Origin of the sequence: Pseudomonas sp. Xaverov 83, assembly GCF_019352905.1 — a bacterium.
Lineage (GTDB): Bacteria > Pseudomonadota > Gammaproteobacteria > Pseudomonadales > Pseudomonadaceae > Aquipseudomonas > Aquipseudomonas yamanorum.
This window is the reverse complement of sequence record NZ_JAAAFU010000026.1, coordinates 233,262-248,232: the sequence shown is the minus strand read 5'-3', so window position 1 is coordinate 248,232 and position 14,971 is coordinate 233,262. Positions and strand designations below refer to the sequence as shown.

Below are 14,971 nucleotides of genomic sequence, written 5' to 3'. Positions count from 1 at the left end.
TGGGGCAAGAGCGTTTTGCTTACTTTTGCGCTTTTCAAAAGTGAGCCGCTGTAAGAGCGGAACCAATAGCAGCCCTGACCGAAATAACGGATATGTACCCACCACAAACGAGCAAAAAAAAGCCCCGCGACCGAATGACGGCACGGGGCTAAAAATTGGCTGGATGCGACCAACCAAAGGAGCTCTTTAAATCAAATCACTTGGCACTGGCAATGGTGGTACTCGGCTGCCACCCACCCCCCAACGCCTTGTAAATCGCGACAATCCCCCGATACAGATCCACCTCGGCCTGAGCCTGCGAATCCTCGGCGGCCAAACGCTCACGCTGTGCGTCCAGCAACACCAGGAAATCCACCGTCCCTTCGCGGTAGCGAATCTCCGCCAGATCCGCAGCAGCCCGGCTCGACTCACTCTGACGAATCAGCGAAACCAACCGCTGCTGGCGTTTACCGTAATCACTGAAGGCGTTCTCCGACTCTTCCAGCGCCAGCAACACCTGCTGCTCATAGCTCGCCAGAGCACCGTCCGCCTCGGCATCCGCACCACGCAACCGCGCCCGCACACTGCCCAGGTCAAACGCCGCCCAAGTAATGCTTGGACCCAGCGACCACGCATTCGCCGCCGCCGAACCAATCTGCGAACCACGCCCAGCGGTAAACCCGAGGAACCCACTGAGGCTCACCCGCGGAAACAGATCAGCCTTGGCCACCCCAATCCGCGCCGTGGCCGCTGCCAACTTACGCTCGGCACTGAGAATGTCCGGACGACGTTGCAACAATTGCCCCGGATCACCAATCGGCAAGGCCTTGGCAATCGCCGGCAAATCTTTCGGGCTCAAGTCCACGGTCAACTTGTCCGGACGCTGGCCGAGGAGGGTAGCGATACGATTACGCTCGCGCACTTCCTCAGCCTGCAGCTGCGGCACACTGGCTTCTACAGCCGCCAGCCGCGCATCGGCCCGCACCACATCGAGCTGATCGCCCACACCGGCATCCCGCAGGCTGACCGTGATGCCGCGCGAATCTTCCTGGTTCTTCAGGTTAGCCACCGCGATTTTCTCGCGCAGTTGCGCGCCCCGCAGTTGACCGTAAGCGTCCACCAGCTCGGCAATCATGGTGACTTGCAGTTGATACAGGTCGGCCTCGGCAACCTGTTGGTCAGCGTCGCTGGCTTCGAGGTTGCGGCGGATCCGCCCGAACAAGTCCACTTCCCAGGCCATGTCCAGGCCCAGGTCATAACGCTCGCTGTTGACACGTTTAGTGGTCTGGCCCGGAATCTGGCCTTTGCCCACGTCGCTGCTGGCGCGGCTGGTGATCACCGGCATCACGTCATTGGCGGCGTCGTCACGAATCGCCCGGGCTGCCCGCAGGCGGGCAAATGCCACCCGCAGGTCACGGTTACCGTTCAGGGATTGAGTCACCAACTGGTTAAGGGTCGGGTCCTCGAACTGCTGCCACCAGATGCCTTCGAACTTCGCGTGGTCGTACTGTTTGGCGTCGGCGGCGGCCGTTACGTTGGCCGCCTCCAGAGGCTGGGTTTTATAGTCCGGGCCCACGGCACAGGCGCTCAGCGCCAGTACCAGCAAGCTCGGTAAAAATACTTTCACGCTCATTGCTGTGTCTCCAGCTTCAAGGCCTTGGCCGCTTTGCGCGCTTCACCGCGTTCAACAAACCGGCGGATCAGTACATAGAACACTGGCGTCAGCAGCAGACCGAAGAAGGTCACGCCGATCATCCCGGAGAACACCGCCACACCCATGGCGTGACGCATCTCGGCACCGGCACCGCTGGACATCACCAGAGGCACCACACCCATGATGAAGGCGAACGAGGTCATCAGGATCGGCCGCAGACGCAGACGGCAGGCTTCCAGTACCGCAGCGAGCGGGTCGAGGCCTTCCTGCTGTTTATCCTTGGCGAACTCGACGATCAGAATCGCGTTCTTACAGGCCAGGCCCACCAGTACGATCAGGCCGATCTGGGTGAAGATGTTGTTGTCGCCGCCGGAGATAATCACCCCGGTGATGGCTGACAGCAGGGTCATCGGTACGATCAGGATCACCGCCAGTGGCAGGCTCCAGCTTTCGTATTGGGCGGCCAGTACCAGGAACGCCAGCAGTACGCAGAGCGGGAACACGAACAACGCGGTATTGCCCGAGAGGATTTGCTGATAGGTCAGGTCGGTCCACTCGTAGGTCATGCCGTTGGGCAGTTCGTCTTTCAACAGTTTCTCGATCGCCGCCTGGGCCTGGCCGGAGCTGTAGCCCGGTGCGGCGTTACCGTTGATCTCGGCCGTGATGAAGCCGTTGTAGTGCATCACGCGGTCAGGGCCCGAGGTGTCGCTGACCTTGATGAAGGTCGCCAGGGGAATCATCTCGCCTTTGTTGTTGCGCACTTTCAGCTGGCCGATCTGGTCTTCATCCTGGCGGAACTGTTGCTCAGCCTGCACGTTGACCTGATAGGTGCGCCCGAAGCGGTTGAAGTCGTTGGCATACAACGAACCCAGGTAGATCTGCAGGGTGTCGAAGATGTCGCTGATCGCCACGCCATGGGTCTTGGCCTTTTCGCGGTCGATGGCAGCATCGACCTGGGGCACGTTGACCGTGTAGCTGGTGAACAGGCCGAACAACTCAGGCACGCCACGGCTCTTGGTAATGATGTTCTGCACTTCTTTGTACAGCTCGTCGTAACCCAGGTTGCCACGGTCTTCGACCTGCAGGCGGAACCCGCCAATCGTACCCAGGCCCTGTACCGGCGGCGGAGGGAAGATCGCCATGTAGGCTTCCTGGATGCTGCTGTACTTGCCGTTCAGTGCACCGGCAATCGCACCGGCAGACAGGCTCGGGTCTTTACGCTCATCGAACGGCTTCAAGGTCACGAACACGATGCCGTTGTTCGGGCTGTTGGTAAAACCGTTGATCGACAAGCCGGGGAAGGCGATCGCGCTTTCCACGCCCGGCTGTTTCATCGCAATGTCCGACATGCGCTTGATCACGTCTTCGGTGCGGTCCAGGCTCGCGGCGTCCGGCAATTGCGCGAAGGCCACCAGGTATTGCTTGTCCTGGGCCGGTACGAAACCGGTAGGCGTGTGGGCAAAGCCCATCCAGGTCAGGACCATCAGGCCGGCGTACAGGAACAGCGCGATGCCACTGCCGCGGATCACCCGTCGTACGGTGCCGACATAACCATGGCTGGCCTTGTCGAAGAAGCGGTTGAACGGTTTGAACAACCAGCCGCCCAGCATCTTGTCGAGGAACCTGGAGAAGCCGTCTTTCGGCGCGTTGTGGCCTTTGAGCAAGACCGCTGCCAGGGCGGGCGACAGGGTCAGCGAGTTGAACGCCGAAATCACCGTCGAGATCGCAATGGTCAAGGCGAACTGCTTATAGAACTGCCCGGTCAAGCCGCTGATAAAGGCCGCTGGAATGAACACCGCACACAGTACCAACGCGGTCGCGATGATCGGGCCGGTCACTTCGCTCATGGCCTTTTCGGTGGCCGGGAACGGTTCCAGTCCAAGCTCTATGTTCCGCTCGACGTTCTCCACCACCACGATGGCGTCGTCCACCACGATACCAATCGCCAACACCAGTCCGAACAGCGACAGCGCATTGAGCGAGAAGCCAAACAGGTGCATCACCGCAAACGTACCGATCAACGAAACCGGCACTGCCACCAGTGGAATGATCGACGCGCGCCAGGTCTGCAGGAACAGGATCACCACCAGCACGACCAGGATCAGTGCTTCAAACAAGGTGTGAACCACGGCCTCGATGGAACCCCGCACAAAGACGGTAGGGTCGTAGGCGATGCGGTAATCCATGCCCTCCGGGAAGCTCTGTTTCAGCTCCGCCATCTTGGCGCGTACTTCATTGGAGATGTCGATGGCGTTGGAGCCCGGGCGCTGGAAGATCGGGATCGCCACGGCCGGCTGGTTGTCGATCAACGAGCGCAGGGCGTACTGGCTGGAACCCAGCTCAACCCGCGCGATGTCTTTCAGGCGCGTGATTTCGCCGTTAGCCCCGGCGCGGATGACGATGTTCTCGAACTCTTCCTCAGTGACCAGTCGGCCCTGGGTGTTGACCGACAACTGGAAGCTGGTGTCATTCGGCGCAGGTTGCGCGCCCAAGGCACCGGCCGCCACCTGGCGGTTCTGCTCGCGAATGGCGGTTACCACATCGGTGGCGGTCAGGTTGCGCGAAGCGGTTTTGTTCGGGTCAAGCCAGACGCGCAAGGAGTAGTCGCCCATGCCGAACAGCTGCACATCACCCACGCCGCCCAGCCGTGCCAGCTCATCCTTGATATTCAGGATCGCGTAGTTGGACAGGTACAGCATGTTGTAGCGCTGGTCGGGGGAGGTGATGTGCACCACCATGGTCAGGTCGGGAGAGGCCTTGTCCACGGTAATACCGATGCGTGTCACTTCCTCGGGCAGTTTTGGCTGAGTCCGGGTTACCCGGTTCTGCACCTGCACCTGCGCGTTGTCCAGGTCGGTGCCCAGGGCGAAGGTGATGGTCAGGGTCAGCTTGCCGTCGGCGGTCGATTGCGAGGACATGTACAGCATATTCTCGACGCCGGTGATGGCTTGCTCCAGAGGCGCGGCCACGGTTTCACCGATGACCTTGGGGTTGGCGCCCGGGAAGTTGGCACGGACCACAACGGTCGGCGGCACCACTTCCGGGTATTCACTGATTGGTAGCTGGAACAGTGAAATCGCGCCGGCGATCAGGATCAGCAGCGACAGCACCGCTGCGAAGATCGGCCGCGAAATGAAGAACTTGGAAAAATTCATCTTGAGTCGTATCCCTTAACCGCGTGGAGTCGCGACACTGGCGAGCTTGGGCGCGGCTTTATCCGGCGCCACTTGCTCCAGGTTGCTGGCTTCAAGCGCTTGTCGTTGTTGTGCCAAGGCGGCGAGGGTTTCCTTGCTGGCCATCGGGATGGTTTCCGGAGCAACCGGCGATCCCGGGCGAACGCGCTGCAAGCCCTTGACGATGATCGTGTCGTCCTTGGTCAGGCCGCTGCGCACGATGCGCAAACCTTCGATCTTCGGCCCCAGCTCCACGGCGCGATAGGCCGGCTTGTCGCCGTCCATCACCAGTACGAACTTCTTGCCCAGGTCGGTGCCCACGGCTTCGTCGCTGATCAGCACGGCGGAGTAGGTGCCGCTGCCCACCAGCTTCAAGCGGGCATACAGGCCAGGGGTGTATTCGCCCTTGCTGTTATCAAACACAGCGCGACCACGAATGGTGCCGGTGGCCGGGTTGACCTGGTTGTCGACGAAGTTCATCTGGCCCAGGTGCGGGTTGCCGTCTTCATTGGACAAGCCCAGGTACACCGGGGTAGTGGCGCCACGGCGACCCTGGCGCGCGAGTTCGGTGTACTTGAGGTACACACGCTCATCGGCGTCGAAGTAGGCGTAGACCTTGTCGGTGGACACCACGCTGGTCAGCGCGGTGACATCGGCGGTGACCAGGTTGCCGGCGGTGATCTCGGCACGGCTGACACGGCCGCTGATGGGCGAGCTGACGCGGGTGAAGCTCAGGTTCAGCTTGGCCAGGTCCAACTGCGCCTGGATCCCGGCGACGGCGGCGCGGGCTTCCTGGGCAGCGGTGGTGCGCGAGTCGGCCAGTTCGGCGGAGATCGCATTGCTCTGGCGCAGGCGTTCGCCGCGTTGGGCTTCGTTATCGCTGCGGGTGGCCGCGGCCTTGGTTTGTGCGAGTTGTGCTTCGAGGCGGCGCACCTCAGCCTGGAATGGGCGAGGGTCGATCTGGAACAGCAGGTCGCCTTTCTTGACCAGCGCGCCCTCGGTGAAGGCGACCTGATCAATCTGGCCCGACACGCGCGGACGGATCTCCACGGTTTCCGGCGCTTCGAGGCGGCCGGTGAATTCGTCCCATTCGTTGACCGGTTGTTCCAGCACCTTGGCCACGCTGACGTGGCTTGGTGGCATGGCGGCTGCCTGTTGGGGCGCTTTGCCGCAGGCGCTCATCACCATCACGGCCAAAATGGCCAAGGGATAGCGCAAATGTTTGAGTGACTGTTCCATGAGGTGCATCCGCCAATGTATTTAAGATGGGCGGATCATGCTCGGCAGGGTGCTATCTCACGAATCGAATGAAACAAAGGTAACTATCATTCGGAATGATATAAGCGTAAAGCGAGCCCTCTAGCATGCAGGTTTCGTTAGGGAGCTATCAATGCGATTGATGACAAAGGACTGTTGCGCAAGATGCAAGGAACAGCATGTCCCATAAACTGTCTGGCGTGCTTGCTATTCAAAGGTGCAGAGCGCCGGGTTGGTTGCCGTGCATTCGTTGCCTGCCCATGCGCTGCCGACCGGCTTGGCATCCACCGGGTTTTTCAGGGTCATGCTCACGTGCTCATGGTTCTGGTCCAGGTAGTGGCATGTCACGGACGACTGACCCTGGCTGCTTTGGATCACCGCCTTTTCAAACTGGACCTGGTGCAGCTCCTTCTGCTCTGTCAGAGGGTTTTGCCCGGTCCATTGCTGGCCGCCCGGGCCGGACGCGGTGTAAGCGACCACTTCCCCGGTCGGCGTCTTTTTGAACGCGTCTTTAAGGGCATCGGTGGGCGGGCAGGCGGCAGTGCCGGCGTAGGCGTTGCCCGCCAACGCCATCAGGGTCATCACGAGGGCTGAGGTTTTCTTGAGCTGCCTGTTCATCACGCGTGCTCCTGGCCTGGAGAAACAGTGATGTGAAGACTAGCCCAAACAGGCAACGCCGGTCGGTGCTAAATCCACACGTCGTTGATCGCCGTGCGCTCACCCCCTTCGGCGCCGGTGTTCAACACACCGCAGGGCTCGATCAACAGCAGCTTCACCTCACCCAAGGCGTGCGGCTTGTGCTCGACGCCCTTGGGCACCACATACATTTCCCCTTGCTCGATGGTCACGGCGCCGTCGCGGAAGTCGATGCGCAGGGTGCCTTCCAGGACAATAAAGGTTTCATCGGTGTCGGCATGGTCGTGCCAGATAAAGTCACCTTCAATCTTTACCACCTTGAACTGGTAGTCGTTCATCTGCGCGACGACCTTGGGCGCCCATTGCTCGCTGAACAGGGCGTACTTCTGGGCGAAGTTGATCGAAGCGTAATTCGTCGAAGCTTGGCTAGCAGGCATTGTAGGTTCCAGGGTTTCAGGACATTGGAGCCTTAAGTTAGGCCCAACGGCCGGCCGGATATTGAATGATCGTGCAGCGCGCGATGGTCCTGGGGGGCGTGCAACTGTTGGCTGTGCAACAGCGGTCGGACAGTTGTGGTTTGCTCGAGACAGCACAACATCGCCCGTTGTTTTTATCGCATTGATTTTATTGAAAATAATTTATGGCATGGGCTCTGCAATACACAGGTGAACCCTTTCACCCGTCGCTCAGCGGAGCCCTGTATGCCTTGCACTTTTTTCTCGCGTTCCCGTTTCATCTGGCTTGGCGCAGCGCTGTTGCTGGGCCACGCCGCCCTGTCCCAGGCCGCCGAGGGCGACGACGCGGTACCGTCCCTGGCCGGCAAGCGCATTGCCGTGAGCATGACCGGCACCAGTCACTATTTCGATATAAAGGCGTTCCAGGCCCAGGTCGACGAGATCAAGCGCCTCGGCGGTACGCCCATCACCCTCGACGCCGGGCGCAATGACAAGAACCTGGTAACCCAACTGCAAACCGTGGTCACCCAGAAACCCGATGCGGTGATCCAGACCCTCGGCACCCTCAGCGTGATCGACCCTTGGCTCAAGCGCATCAGCAAGGCCGGCATCCCGCTGTTCACCATCGATGCGCCTTCGCAGTACAGCCTCAACAACACCACCTCGGATAACGTCGCCACCGGCAAGGTCCTGGCCGACCAACTGATCAAGGATGCCGGCGGCAAGGGCAAGATCCTGGTGTTCAATGGCTTCTACGGCGTGCCGGTGTGCGCGATTCGCTATGACCAGTTGAAGCTGGCACTCAAGGATCATCCGCAACTGGAAATCATCGAGCCGGAGCTGCGGGATGTGATCCCCAACACCGTGCAGGATGCGTATTCCCAAGTGTCCGCACTGCTCAACAAGTACCCGGCCGGGAGTGTCTCGGCGATCTGGGCGGCGTGGGACATTCCGCAACTGGGGGCGAGCAAGGCGTTGATCGATGCCAAGCGCACCGAGATCAAGACCTACGGTGTGGACGGCACGCCGGAAGTGCTGGAGCTGCTGGGCCAGGCCAATTCACCGGTGGGCGCGGTGGTCGCCCAGCAACCGGCGCTGATCGGCAAGACCGCGGTGCAGAACGTGGCCCGTTACCTGGCCGGGCAGCGTGACCTGCCCAAGGAAACTCACGTCGCGACGTTGCTGACCACGGCGGCCAACCTGGCGCAGGTCCAGCAACTGCGGGGTGATTGATGGCCGCGTTGCACTTGCAGCACCTGCACAAACGTTTTGGCGCCACCGTGGCGCTGGATGATGCGAGCCTGAAAGTCGAACGCGGCACCATTCACGGTCTGGTGGGCGAGAACGGGGCCGGCAAATCGACCTTGATCAAGGTCCTGGCGGGGATCCACAAGGCGGACTCGGGGCAGGTGAGCATTGACGGCCAGGCGTATGCCGCGCTGTCGCCGCGCCAGGTGGACGCGCTGGGCGTGCAGTTCATCCATCAGGAGCGGTTGTTGCCGGCGAGTTTTACTGTGGGCGAAGCGCTGTTCTTCGGGCATGAATTACGTCGTGGTCCGTTTGTGGATCGGCGCCGGCAGCAGCGCGAGGCCGATCGTCTGCTGGCGGAATATTTTGAACTGCAACTGCCGGTCGGCGCGCTGGTGGGCGAGCTGAACAGCGCCGAGCGCCAGGTGCTGCAAATCACCCGGGCGCTGATTCGCCAGCCGAAGATCCTGGTGTTCGACGAGCCCAGCGTGGCGTTGGTCAAGCGTGAGGTCGACCAACTGCTGCGGATCGTCAAGCGCCTGCGGGACCAGGGGTTGTCGATCCTCTATATCTCCCATTACCTGCAGGAAATCGACAGCCTCTGCGATGAGGTGACGGTGTTGCGCAATGGTCGTGATGTGGCGGTGGTAGAGCCACGGCATACCTCCAGCGCGCAGATTGCGCGGATGATGGTCAACCGTGAGGTGCAGGACATGTATCCCAAGGCTCAGGTCGAACTGGGTGAACCGTTGCTGCAGGTGCGCTCCCTGAGCCTGGCCCGGCGCTACCGAGAAATCGACCTGGAGCTGCGCCGAGGCGAAATCGTCGGCCTGACCGGGCTGGTCGGGTCGGGTGCCAAGGACTTGCTCAAGACCCTGTTTGGCGTGGTGCATGCCGACAGCGGCAGCATCCACCTGGAAGGCCGTTTGTTGCGCCTGCGTTCACCCGGTGACGCCATCGCCCAAGGGATTGCCCTGGTGCCGGAAGAGCGCCGCAGCCAAGGGATTTCACCGCTGCTCTCGGTGCTGGAAAACCTGACCCTGGCCGGGCTTGGGCGTTTCAGCCGCTGGGGTTTGCTCAACCAGCGCCAGGAGCAGGCCGAAAGCCTGCGGCTGATCGACGAACTGGCGATCAAGGCGCCGGGGCCGCAGGCCGCCGTCAGCCAACTCAGCGGCGGTAACCAGCAGAAAGTCGCCCTGGGCAAATGGCTGAGCCGCCGTTCGGCGGTGTACCTGTTGGACGAGCCGTGCGTGGGCGTGGATGTCGGCGCCAAAGTCGAGATTTATCGCTTGATCGGGCGTTTGGTGGAAGAGGGCGCTGTGGTGCTGGTGCTGTCTTCGGACTTGCCCGAGCTGCTGGGAATCTGCGACCGCATCCTGGTGTTACACCGTGGTGAAATCGCCGGCGAATTCCAGGCCGGCGAAGCGGACAGTGATCAACTGCTGGCGTGTGCCACAGGTGCGGTTCACGCCACGGCACCCTTGCCAGCGACTCGAAAGGTGGCCCATGTCCCTGCTTGAAACCGCTGCTCCTGGTTTCTCCCAGCGTTTATGGGTGCTGTTGTTGCGACGTGGCTCGGCAGGTGTGTTCCTCGCGATTCTGTTAGGTTTTGCCGTTGCTGCACCCAACTTCCTGTCGATGGGCAATATCGCCAATGTGTTCAGCCAGTCGGCCATCCTGGGGGTGCTTGCCTTCGGCCTGACCTGCGTGATCATCGGCGGCGGCTCCAACGTGGTATCCGGTGGGCTTGACCTGTCGCTGGCGGCCAACCTGGGGTTGTGCGCCGCCGTGTTCAGCCGACTCAACAACGCCAGCTTCGACCTCTGGACCAGCCTGCTGCTGACCTTGGCATGTGGCTTGGCGGTGGGCCTGCTCAATGGCCTGGCCGTGGTGGTACTGCGTTTGCCACCGTTGCTCGCGACCCTGGCAAGCATGAATGTACTGGCCGGCCTGGAACTGGTCCTGACCGAAAATACCGTGGTCTCGACTGACTCACCGCTGCTCGACCTGCTCAGCGGTGGGACCTGGCTGGGCGTGCCTGCGCTCGCCTGGGTGTTGCTGGTGACAGGCTTCGTGCTGACATTGCTGATCCAGCACACCGCCTACGGACTGCGTCTGCATGCCGTCGGAGAGTACCCGCACGCCGCCGAGGCCGCCGGTATTCGAGTGCCGGCGTATGTGCTTTCCAGCTATCTGCTGTCGGGGTTGTGTGCGGCCGTGGCAGCCTTGTGTTCAGCGGCGTTTTTCAGCGGCAGCACCACCGGTTCCGGTGACATGCTGTTGTCGGTTGTGGCGATTGCCTTTCTCGGGGTGGTGTTCTCCCGGCGACTGGTGGCGAGCATTCCTGGCACCTTGCTGGCGACCCTGTTGATTGGCTTTCTGATCAACGGGTTTCAGTTGCTCAACCTGTCGAGTTTCTGGGTCAACGGTGTGCAGGGCGTGCTGATTCTGCTGGTGGTTGCGGCGTCCAGTGCATTGAACCGGGGAGAGCAATCATGAGTCGGGTTTCAACGCTACAAGCTCATGGCGGTGGGTGGCGTTCACTGCTGCCCCTGACGTTGCCGTTGGTGTTCGTGGCCATCGTCGTGGTGTTCGCCTGGCAGGCCCCCGGGTTCCTCAGTGGCGGTAATCTCAAAAGCCTGGTGCTGAACAACTTCGTGCTGCTGGCGATTGTCGCCATCGGCATGACCTACGCGGTGGCGGCCGGTGGCATCGACCTGTCGGTGGGCACCGCGCTGGACTTTGCCAGCTTCAGCTTTGTGGTGTTACTTAACGCCGGGCACGGGCTGGGTGTAGCGATTGCCGGTGCGCTGGCTGCCGGGCTGCTGGTAGGGCTGTTCAATGCCGGCTTGATCGCGGGACTGCGGATCAGCCCGTTCCTGGCCACCCTGGGCACCTTGTTTATCGGCACCAGTGCCCAGCAGTTGCTCTCGGACGGCGGCCAGCCGATCTACATCGCCCAGGGTTTCAAGCCGGAGTTGGCAAGTGTCAGCCCGTTGGGTGTGCCGTTGCCGTTGCTGGTCGTGCTGGTATTGGCAGTGGTCTACGGCCTGCTGCTGGCCCGTGGGCGCCTGGGGCGCGAACTGCTGGCCCAGGGCACCCAGCCGCTGCTGGCGTTTTACTCGGGGTTATTGGTGCGCCGCATCGTCACCACCACGGTGCTGGCGGCGGCGCTGGCGTGCGGGGTAGCGGGGATTCTGCTGAGTTCGACGGTGAGCGCTTATGTGCCGCTGTCGGGCAATGCATTCTTGCTGAATGCGATTGGCGCGGTGTTTATCGGCACCACGTTGAATCGCCAGGGCCGGGCGAATATTCCGGGTACGCTGCTGGGTGTGCTGTTTATCAACGTCATCGCCAATGGCTTGCTGTTGATCGGCTGGAATTTCTACTGGCAGCAGGTGGCCACCGGCGTGTTGATTTTTGTGGTGCTGGCCTTCAGCTTTATCAGCCGCAGGATCGCCCAGAATACCTGAGGCACGGCGCCCCAGGGTTCAATCCGGCCGTTACTTTTCCCAGTCCGCCTTGGGAATCAACAGACCATGGTTGCCGTTATAGGCGGCGCGCTCTGGCTGTTTCCAGCCTTCCAGCAGCGCGTCGTCGAGGCGGTAGATCTCAACGCCCAATGGGCGGCAGACCTTCAGCGGATCTTCCGCATCCGGGCCCCACATCGGCAGCGACAGGTCGCCACCGGGGCAGGTGGAGAGGGCACACAGCAGGTCGATTTCGGCAAAGAACTCCAGGTAGTCGCCCTGCTTGGCCGGGCAGGCTTTCATGAAGTACATGTCGTCGTGATTGAGGCCGGTGCACTGGAAAATGTTCAGCACGTCGTGCACGTCGAACTCGGTCAGGCCATGGGGCAGCACGGCGCGGGTCAGGTTGGAGTGGCAGTGGTGGTGGAAATCTTCGCCGGTGAGCATCTTGTTCACGTAAGGGTCGCAGCGCGTGCCGAGCAAATCGTGCAGGCGCCCGCCGTGTTCGTCGATGCCGTAGTCGGCCAGGCTGTCATCGGTGATGGTGACCATCGGCCGCAAAAACGGCAGGTTCGACCACAGGCGGTCATAGGTAGTGACGTGAGCGCCTTGCAGTTGGCGGGTACGCGCCGCCCACATGCGTTCGCGGGGGTCGTTGGCACTCCACACGTTGAAATCGCCGACCTGCGGGCCCACCGGGGTGGTCACGCGGAATACATGGCCGGCCGGTACTTTCCAGGCGCGGCCGGTGCGGATCGGCACTTCAAATTGTTCGATCAGGGTGCGCCCATCCCGAGACTCGCGCACGCGGTCATAGAAAGCTTTGTCGACCTGCAAGGCAGCGCCTTTGCTGACTTGGTAGGCCGCTGGGTAGTCCTTGTACATGGTGGGTCCTCGCTTCAGGGTTTTGGAATGCTGCTCAGGATGTCCAGCAGCAGCGATTCGGAGTCATTGAGGTAGCTGGCCAGGGCTTCCCCGGCGGCTTGTTTGTGGCCGTCAACCAGCAAGTCGTGAATCTGCCGGTCGCGCTCCAGCCAGGGCTTCTGGAAGGTTTCCTCGCTGGGCGCGTTGGAAAACACCAGGCGCATCTGGGCTGCAATATGGGTAAAAAACTCGTCCAGCAGCGGGCTGCGCATCAGCCCGACAATGTGTTGATGAAAGCGCAGGCTGTGGGTGCCGAAGGCTTGCCAGTTCTCGCGGTCCTGGGCCAGTTGCGCGGCCTCGATGGACTCGAGCATCAGGTCGGACTGGTATTCGCGCAGCGGCTTGCTGGCGGCGATGGCCTGCAGCTCCAGGGTGCGTCGCACCTTGAAGATGTCACGCACTTCCTCCACCCCGAGGCGGCGCACGATCACGCCTTTGTTGCGCACGTAGCTGGTCAGGCCTTCGCGGCCCAGGTGGTGCAAGGCTTCACGCACCGTGTTGCGCGAGGCGTTGTAGGCGTTGACCAGTTCGCTCTCCACCAGCGGCATGCCGGGCAGCAGGCGGCCGCCGATGATGTCTTCGCGCAGTTCTATGGCAACCTGGTCGGCCAGCGACAGGCTGGGTTCCTTGGCTTGGCTCACGTTGGGGCTCCTTGGGCTCACGCCAGTTGGACGTCTTTGAGGAACTTGGTCATGCGTTCGCTGCGTTGCTCGAGCATGTCGCGCGGCGGGGCGTCCTGGATAATCTCGCCGCCTTCCATGAACACCACACGATCGGAGAGCTTGAACGCGAAGTTCATTTCATGGGTGACGATGACCATGGTCATGCCCTCGCGAGCCAATTCCTCGATCACCGCCAGCACGTCGCCCACCAGTTCCGGGTCGAGGGCCGAGGTGGGTTCGTCAAACAGCATCACCGACGGCCGCATCGCCAAGGCCCGCGCAATTGCCACACGCTGCTGTTGGCCGCCGGACAATTGATGCGGGTACTTGCCGGCGTGCTCCAGCATGCCGACCTTGCGCAGCAGCGCCAGGCTCAAAAGACGCAGTTCTTCGCCGCCCCCATGGGCATGGTAGACGGGCGCGAGCATCACGTTCTCAAGGGCGGTTTTATGCGGGAACAGGTTGAACCCCTGGAACACCATGCCGACATGCACGATGCCGCGCATATGCACTTTGTGAGCCAGCGCCCCTTGGGGCTCCCGGGTGCCACGCAGGAACGGCTGGCCTTGCAGGGTGATTTCGCCACGGTCCAGGCTTTCGAGGCCGTTCATGGTGCGAATCAGCGTGGTCTTGCCCGAGCCTGACGGGCCAATAATCGATACCACCTCGCCCCAGCGCACATTCAGTTCGACGCCCTTGAGCACTTCCAGCTCGCCATAGGCCTTGCGCACCCCGCGGGCCTGCAACGCAAACTCGCCGGGCTCGGCCTGGCCAGACGCACGACGCGTCGCCACCTGGTCGAGTTCAGCGGGCGCGATTGCCTTGGGTTTGCGGCGGGTCACGTCCAAGTGGTTTTCCAGCACCCGCAGCAGCCAGCTGAACACCGTCACGATGAACACGTAATAGAACGCCACGGCCAGCATGGTCTCCATCACCAGGAAGTTCTGGGTGTAGAGCTGTTGGCCCACCAGCAGGATTTCCGAAAGCGAAATCACCGACACCAGCGAGGTCAGCTTGACGATGGTGATGTATTCGTTGGCCAGTGTCGGCAATGCCACCCGCAGCGCCTGGGGCACCACGATCAGGCGCTGCACGCCGCGATAACCCACGCCCAACGCCTTGCCGGCTTCGCGCTGCCCCTTGACCACCGCCAGCAAGCCGCCCCGATGAATCTCGGCGATGTAGGCCGCCTCACTCAGCACCAGGGCAATCAGGCCCGCGGAGTAGGGGTTGGACAACACCACGCTGGTGGACGGAAACACCTGCGGCAGGTTGTAGACGAAAATCAACAGGACCAGCAACGGCAGGCTGCGGAAGAACCAGATGTAGACGCCGGCAGAGTCCCGCAGCCAGCGGCGCTCCGACTGCCGCGCCAGGGCCAGGAAAAACCCCAGCACAATGCCCAGCAGCCAGGTTTCCAGGCTCAGTTCGACCACGGTGCCGACGGCTCGCCAGAAGTCGCCGTTCCATAACAAGCCCAGGGTGTAGTGCCAATCGAATTGCATAAAGGTGC

At 61.7% G+C, this 14,971-nt stretch carries 13 protein-coding genes; 5 read left to right on the top strand and 8 right to left on the bottom strand.

The window, feature by feature from the left end:
* Positions 1-190 (top strand): hypothetical protein (locus K0H47_RS11185; RefSeq protein ID WP_219272645.1); only part of this gene is annotated, 190 nt, incomplete at its 5' end.
* Positions 191-196: 6 nt separating this feature from the next.
* Here K0H47_RS11185 and K0H47_RS11180 read toward each other — a convergent pair.
* The 5 genes from K0H47_RS11180 to K0H47_RS11160 all read right to left on the bottom strand — a co-directional run bounded on the left by K0H47_RS11180 (position 197) and on the right by K0H47_RS11160 (position 7,136).
* Positions 197-1,612: an efflux transporter outer membrane subunit gene (locus tag K0H47_RS11180; protein WP_017479681.1), complete on the bottom strand. Its 1,416-nt coding sequence runs from the start codon at positions 1,610-1,612 to the stop codon at positions 197-199.
* On the bottom strand, positions 1,609-4,788 hold the full coding sequence (locus K0H47_RS11175) for an efflux RND transporter permease subunit (RefSeq protein WP_063030419.1): 3,180 nt from the start codon (positions 4,786-4,788) through the stop codon (positions 1,609-1,611). The genes K0H47_RS11180 and K0H47_RS11175 overlap by 4 nt, the downstream gene beginning before the upstream one ends.
* A gap of 15 nt (positions 4,789-4,803) precedes the next feature.
* The gene (mexE, locus tag K0H47_RS11170; protein ID WP_219272644.1) at positions 4,804-6,045 is read right to left on the bottom strand and encodes a multidrug efflux RND transporter periplasmic adaptor subunit MexE; all 1,242 of its coding nucleotides are present in this window, start codon (positions 6,043-6,045) and stop codon (positions 4,804-4,806) included.
* Positions 6,046-6,270: 225 nt separating this feature from the next.
* Positions 6,271-6,681, bottom strand: coding sequence for a DUF3757 domain-containing protein (locus K0H47_RS11165; RefSeq protein WP_219272640.1), 411 nt, complete (start codon positions 6,679-6,681; stop codon positions 6,271-6,273).
* A gap of 68 nt (positions 6,682-6,749) precedes the next feature.
* Positions 6,750-7,136, bottom strand: coding sequence for a cupin domain-containing protein (locus tag K0H47_RS11160; protein ID WP_219272639.1), 387 nt, complete (start codon positions 7,134-7,136; stop codon positions 6,750-6,752).
* A 264-nt stretch (positions 7,137-7,400) separates the two neighbouring features.
* Here K0H47_RS11160 and K0H47_RS11155 point away from each other — a divergent pair, with 264 nt between their 5' ends.
* Genes K0H47_RS11155 through K0H47_RS11140 form a run of 4 tightly spaced genes read left to right on the top strand, consistent with a single transcriptional unit; the run spans position 7,401 to position 11,875 of the window.
* The gene (locus tag K0H47_RS11155) at positions 7,401-8,387 is read left to right on the top strand and encodes a sugar ABC transporter substrate-binding protein (protein ID WP_063030410.1); all 987 of its coding nucleotides are present in this window, start codon (positions 7,401-7,403) and stop codon (positions 8,385-8,387) included.
* Positions 8,387-9,922 (top strand): sugar ABC transporter ATP-binding protein, encoded by a 1,536-nt coding sequence (locus K0H47_RS11150; protein WP_219272636.1) that lies wholly within the window; start codon positions 8,387-8,389, stop codon positions 9,920-9,922. The genes K0H47_RS11155 and K0H47_RS11150 overlap by 1 nt, the downstream gene beginning before the upstream one ends.
* Entirely contained in the window at positions 9,909-10,901 is a 993-nt protein-coding gene (locus tag K0H47_RS11145; protein ID WP_219272634.1) for an ABC transporter permease, read from the top strand. The genes K0H47_RS11150 and K0H47_RS11145 overlap by 14 nt, the downstream gene beginning before the upstream one ends.
* Positions 10,898-11,875: an ABC transporter permease gene (locus K0H47_RS11140; protein ID WP_219272633.1), complete on the top strand. Its 978-nt coding sequence runs from the start codon at positions 10,898-10,900 to the stop codon at positions 11,873-11,875. Before K0H47_RS11145 ends, K0H47_RS11140 begins: the two co-directional genes overlap by 4 nt.
* A 30-nt stretch (positions 11,876-11,905) precedes the next feature.
* Here the strand turns inward: K0H47_RS11140 and K0H47_RS11135 are convergent, their stop codons facing one another.
* From K0H47_RS11135 to K0H47_RS31290, 3 genes are read right to left on the bottom strand one after another with little or no spacing between them, the layout of a single operon-like run.
* Positions 11,906-12,757 (bottom strand): DUF1989 domain-containing protein, encoded by an 852-nt coding sequence (locus K0H47_RS11135; RefSeq protein WP_003210853.1) that lies wholly within the window; start codon positions 12,755-12,757, stop codon positions 11,906-11,908.
* A gap of 14 nt (positions 12,758-12,771) precedes the next feature.
* Positions 12,772-13,437: a GntR family transcriptional regulator gene (locus K0H47_RS11130; RefSeq protein WP_003210850.1), complete on the bottom strand. Its 666-nt coding sequence runs from the start codon at positions 13,435-13,437 to the stop codon at positions 12,772-12,774.
* Between the two features lie 17 nt (positions 13,438-13,454).
* A complete protein-coding gene (locus tag K0H47_RS31290) occupies positions 13,455-14,963 on the bottom strand; it encodes an amino acid ABC transporter permease/ATP-binding protein (protein WP_219272631.1) in 1,509 nt (502 codons plus the stop codon).
* Between the last annotated feature and the right edge of the window lie 8 nt (positions 14,964-14,971).

What these genes read in the sequence shown, in the direction of transcription:
- K0H47_RS11180 (WP_017479681.1), bottom strand. Translation starts at nt 1,612, where the DNA reads ATGAGCGTGAAAGTATTTTTACCGAGCTTGCTGGTACTGGCGCTGAGC.
- K0H47_RS11175 (WP_063030419.1), bottom strand. Translation starts at nt 4,788, where the DNA reads ATGAATTTTTCCAAGTTCTTCATTTCGCGGCCGATCTTCGCAGCGGTG.
- mexE (WP_219272644.1), bottom strand. Translation starts at nt 6,045, where the DNA reads ATGGAACAGTCACTCAAACATTTGCGCTATCCCTTGGCCATTTTGGCC.
- K0H47_RS11165 (WP_219272640.1), bottom strand. Translation starts at nt 6,681, where the DNA reads ATGAACAGGCAGCTCAAGAAAACCTCAGCCCTCGTGATGACCCTGATG.
- K0H47_RS11160 (WP_219272639.1), bottom strand. Translation starts at nt 7,136, where the DNA reads ATGCCTGCTAGCCAAGCTTCGACGAATTACGCTTCGATCAACTTCGCC.
- K0H47_RS11155 (WP_063030410.1), top strand. Translation starts at nt 7,401, where the DNA reads ATGCCTTGCACTTTTTTCTCGCGTTCCCGTTTCATCTGGCTTGGCGCA.
- K0H47_RS11150 (WP_219272636.1), top strand. Translation starts at nt 8,387, where the DNA reads ATGGCCGCGTTGCACTTGCAGCACCTGCACAAACGTTTTGGCGCCACC.
- K0H47_RS11145 (WP_219272634.1), top strand. Translation starts at nt 9,909, where the DNA reads ATGTCCCTGCTTGAAACCGCTGCTCCTGGTTTCTCCCAGCGTTTATGG.
- K0H47_RS11140 (WP_219272633.1), top strand. Translation starts at nt 10,898, where the DNA reads ATGAGTCGGGTTTCAACGCTACAAGCTCATGGCGGTGGGTGGCGTTCA.
- K0H47_RS11135 (WP_003210853.1), bottom strand. Translation starts at nt 12,757, where the DNA reads ATGTACAAGGACTACCCAGCGGCCTACCAAGTCAGCAAAGGCGCTGCC.
- K0H47_RS31290 (WP_219272631.1), bottom strand. Translation starts at nt 14,963, where the DNA reads ATGCAATTCGATTGGCACTACACCCTGGGCTTGTTATGGAACGGCGAC.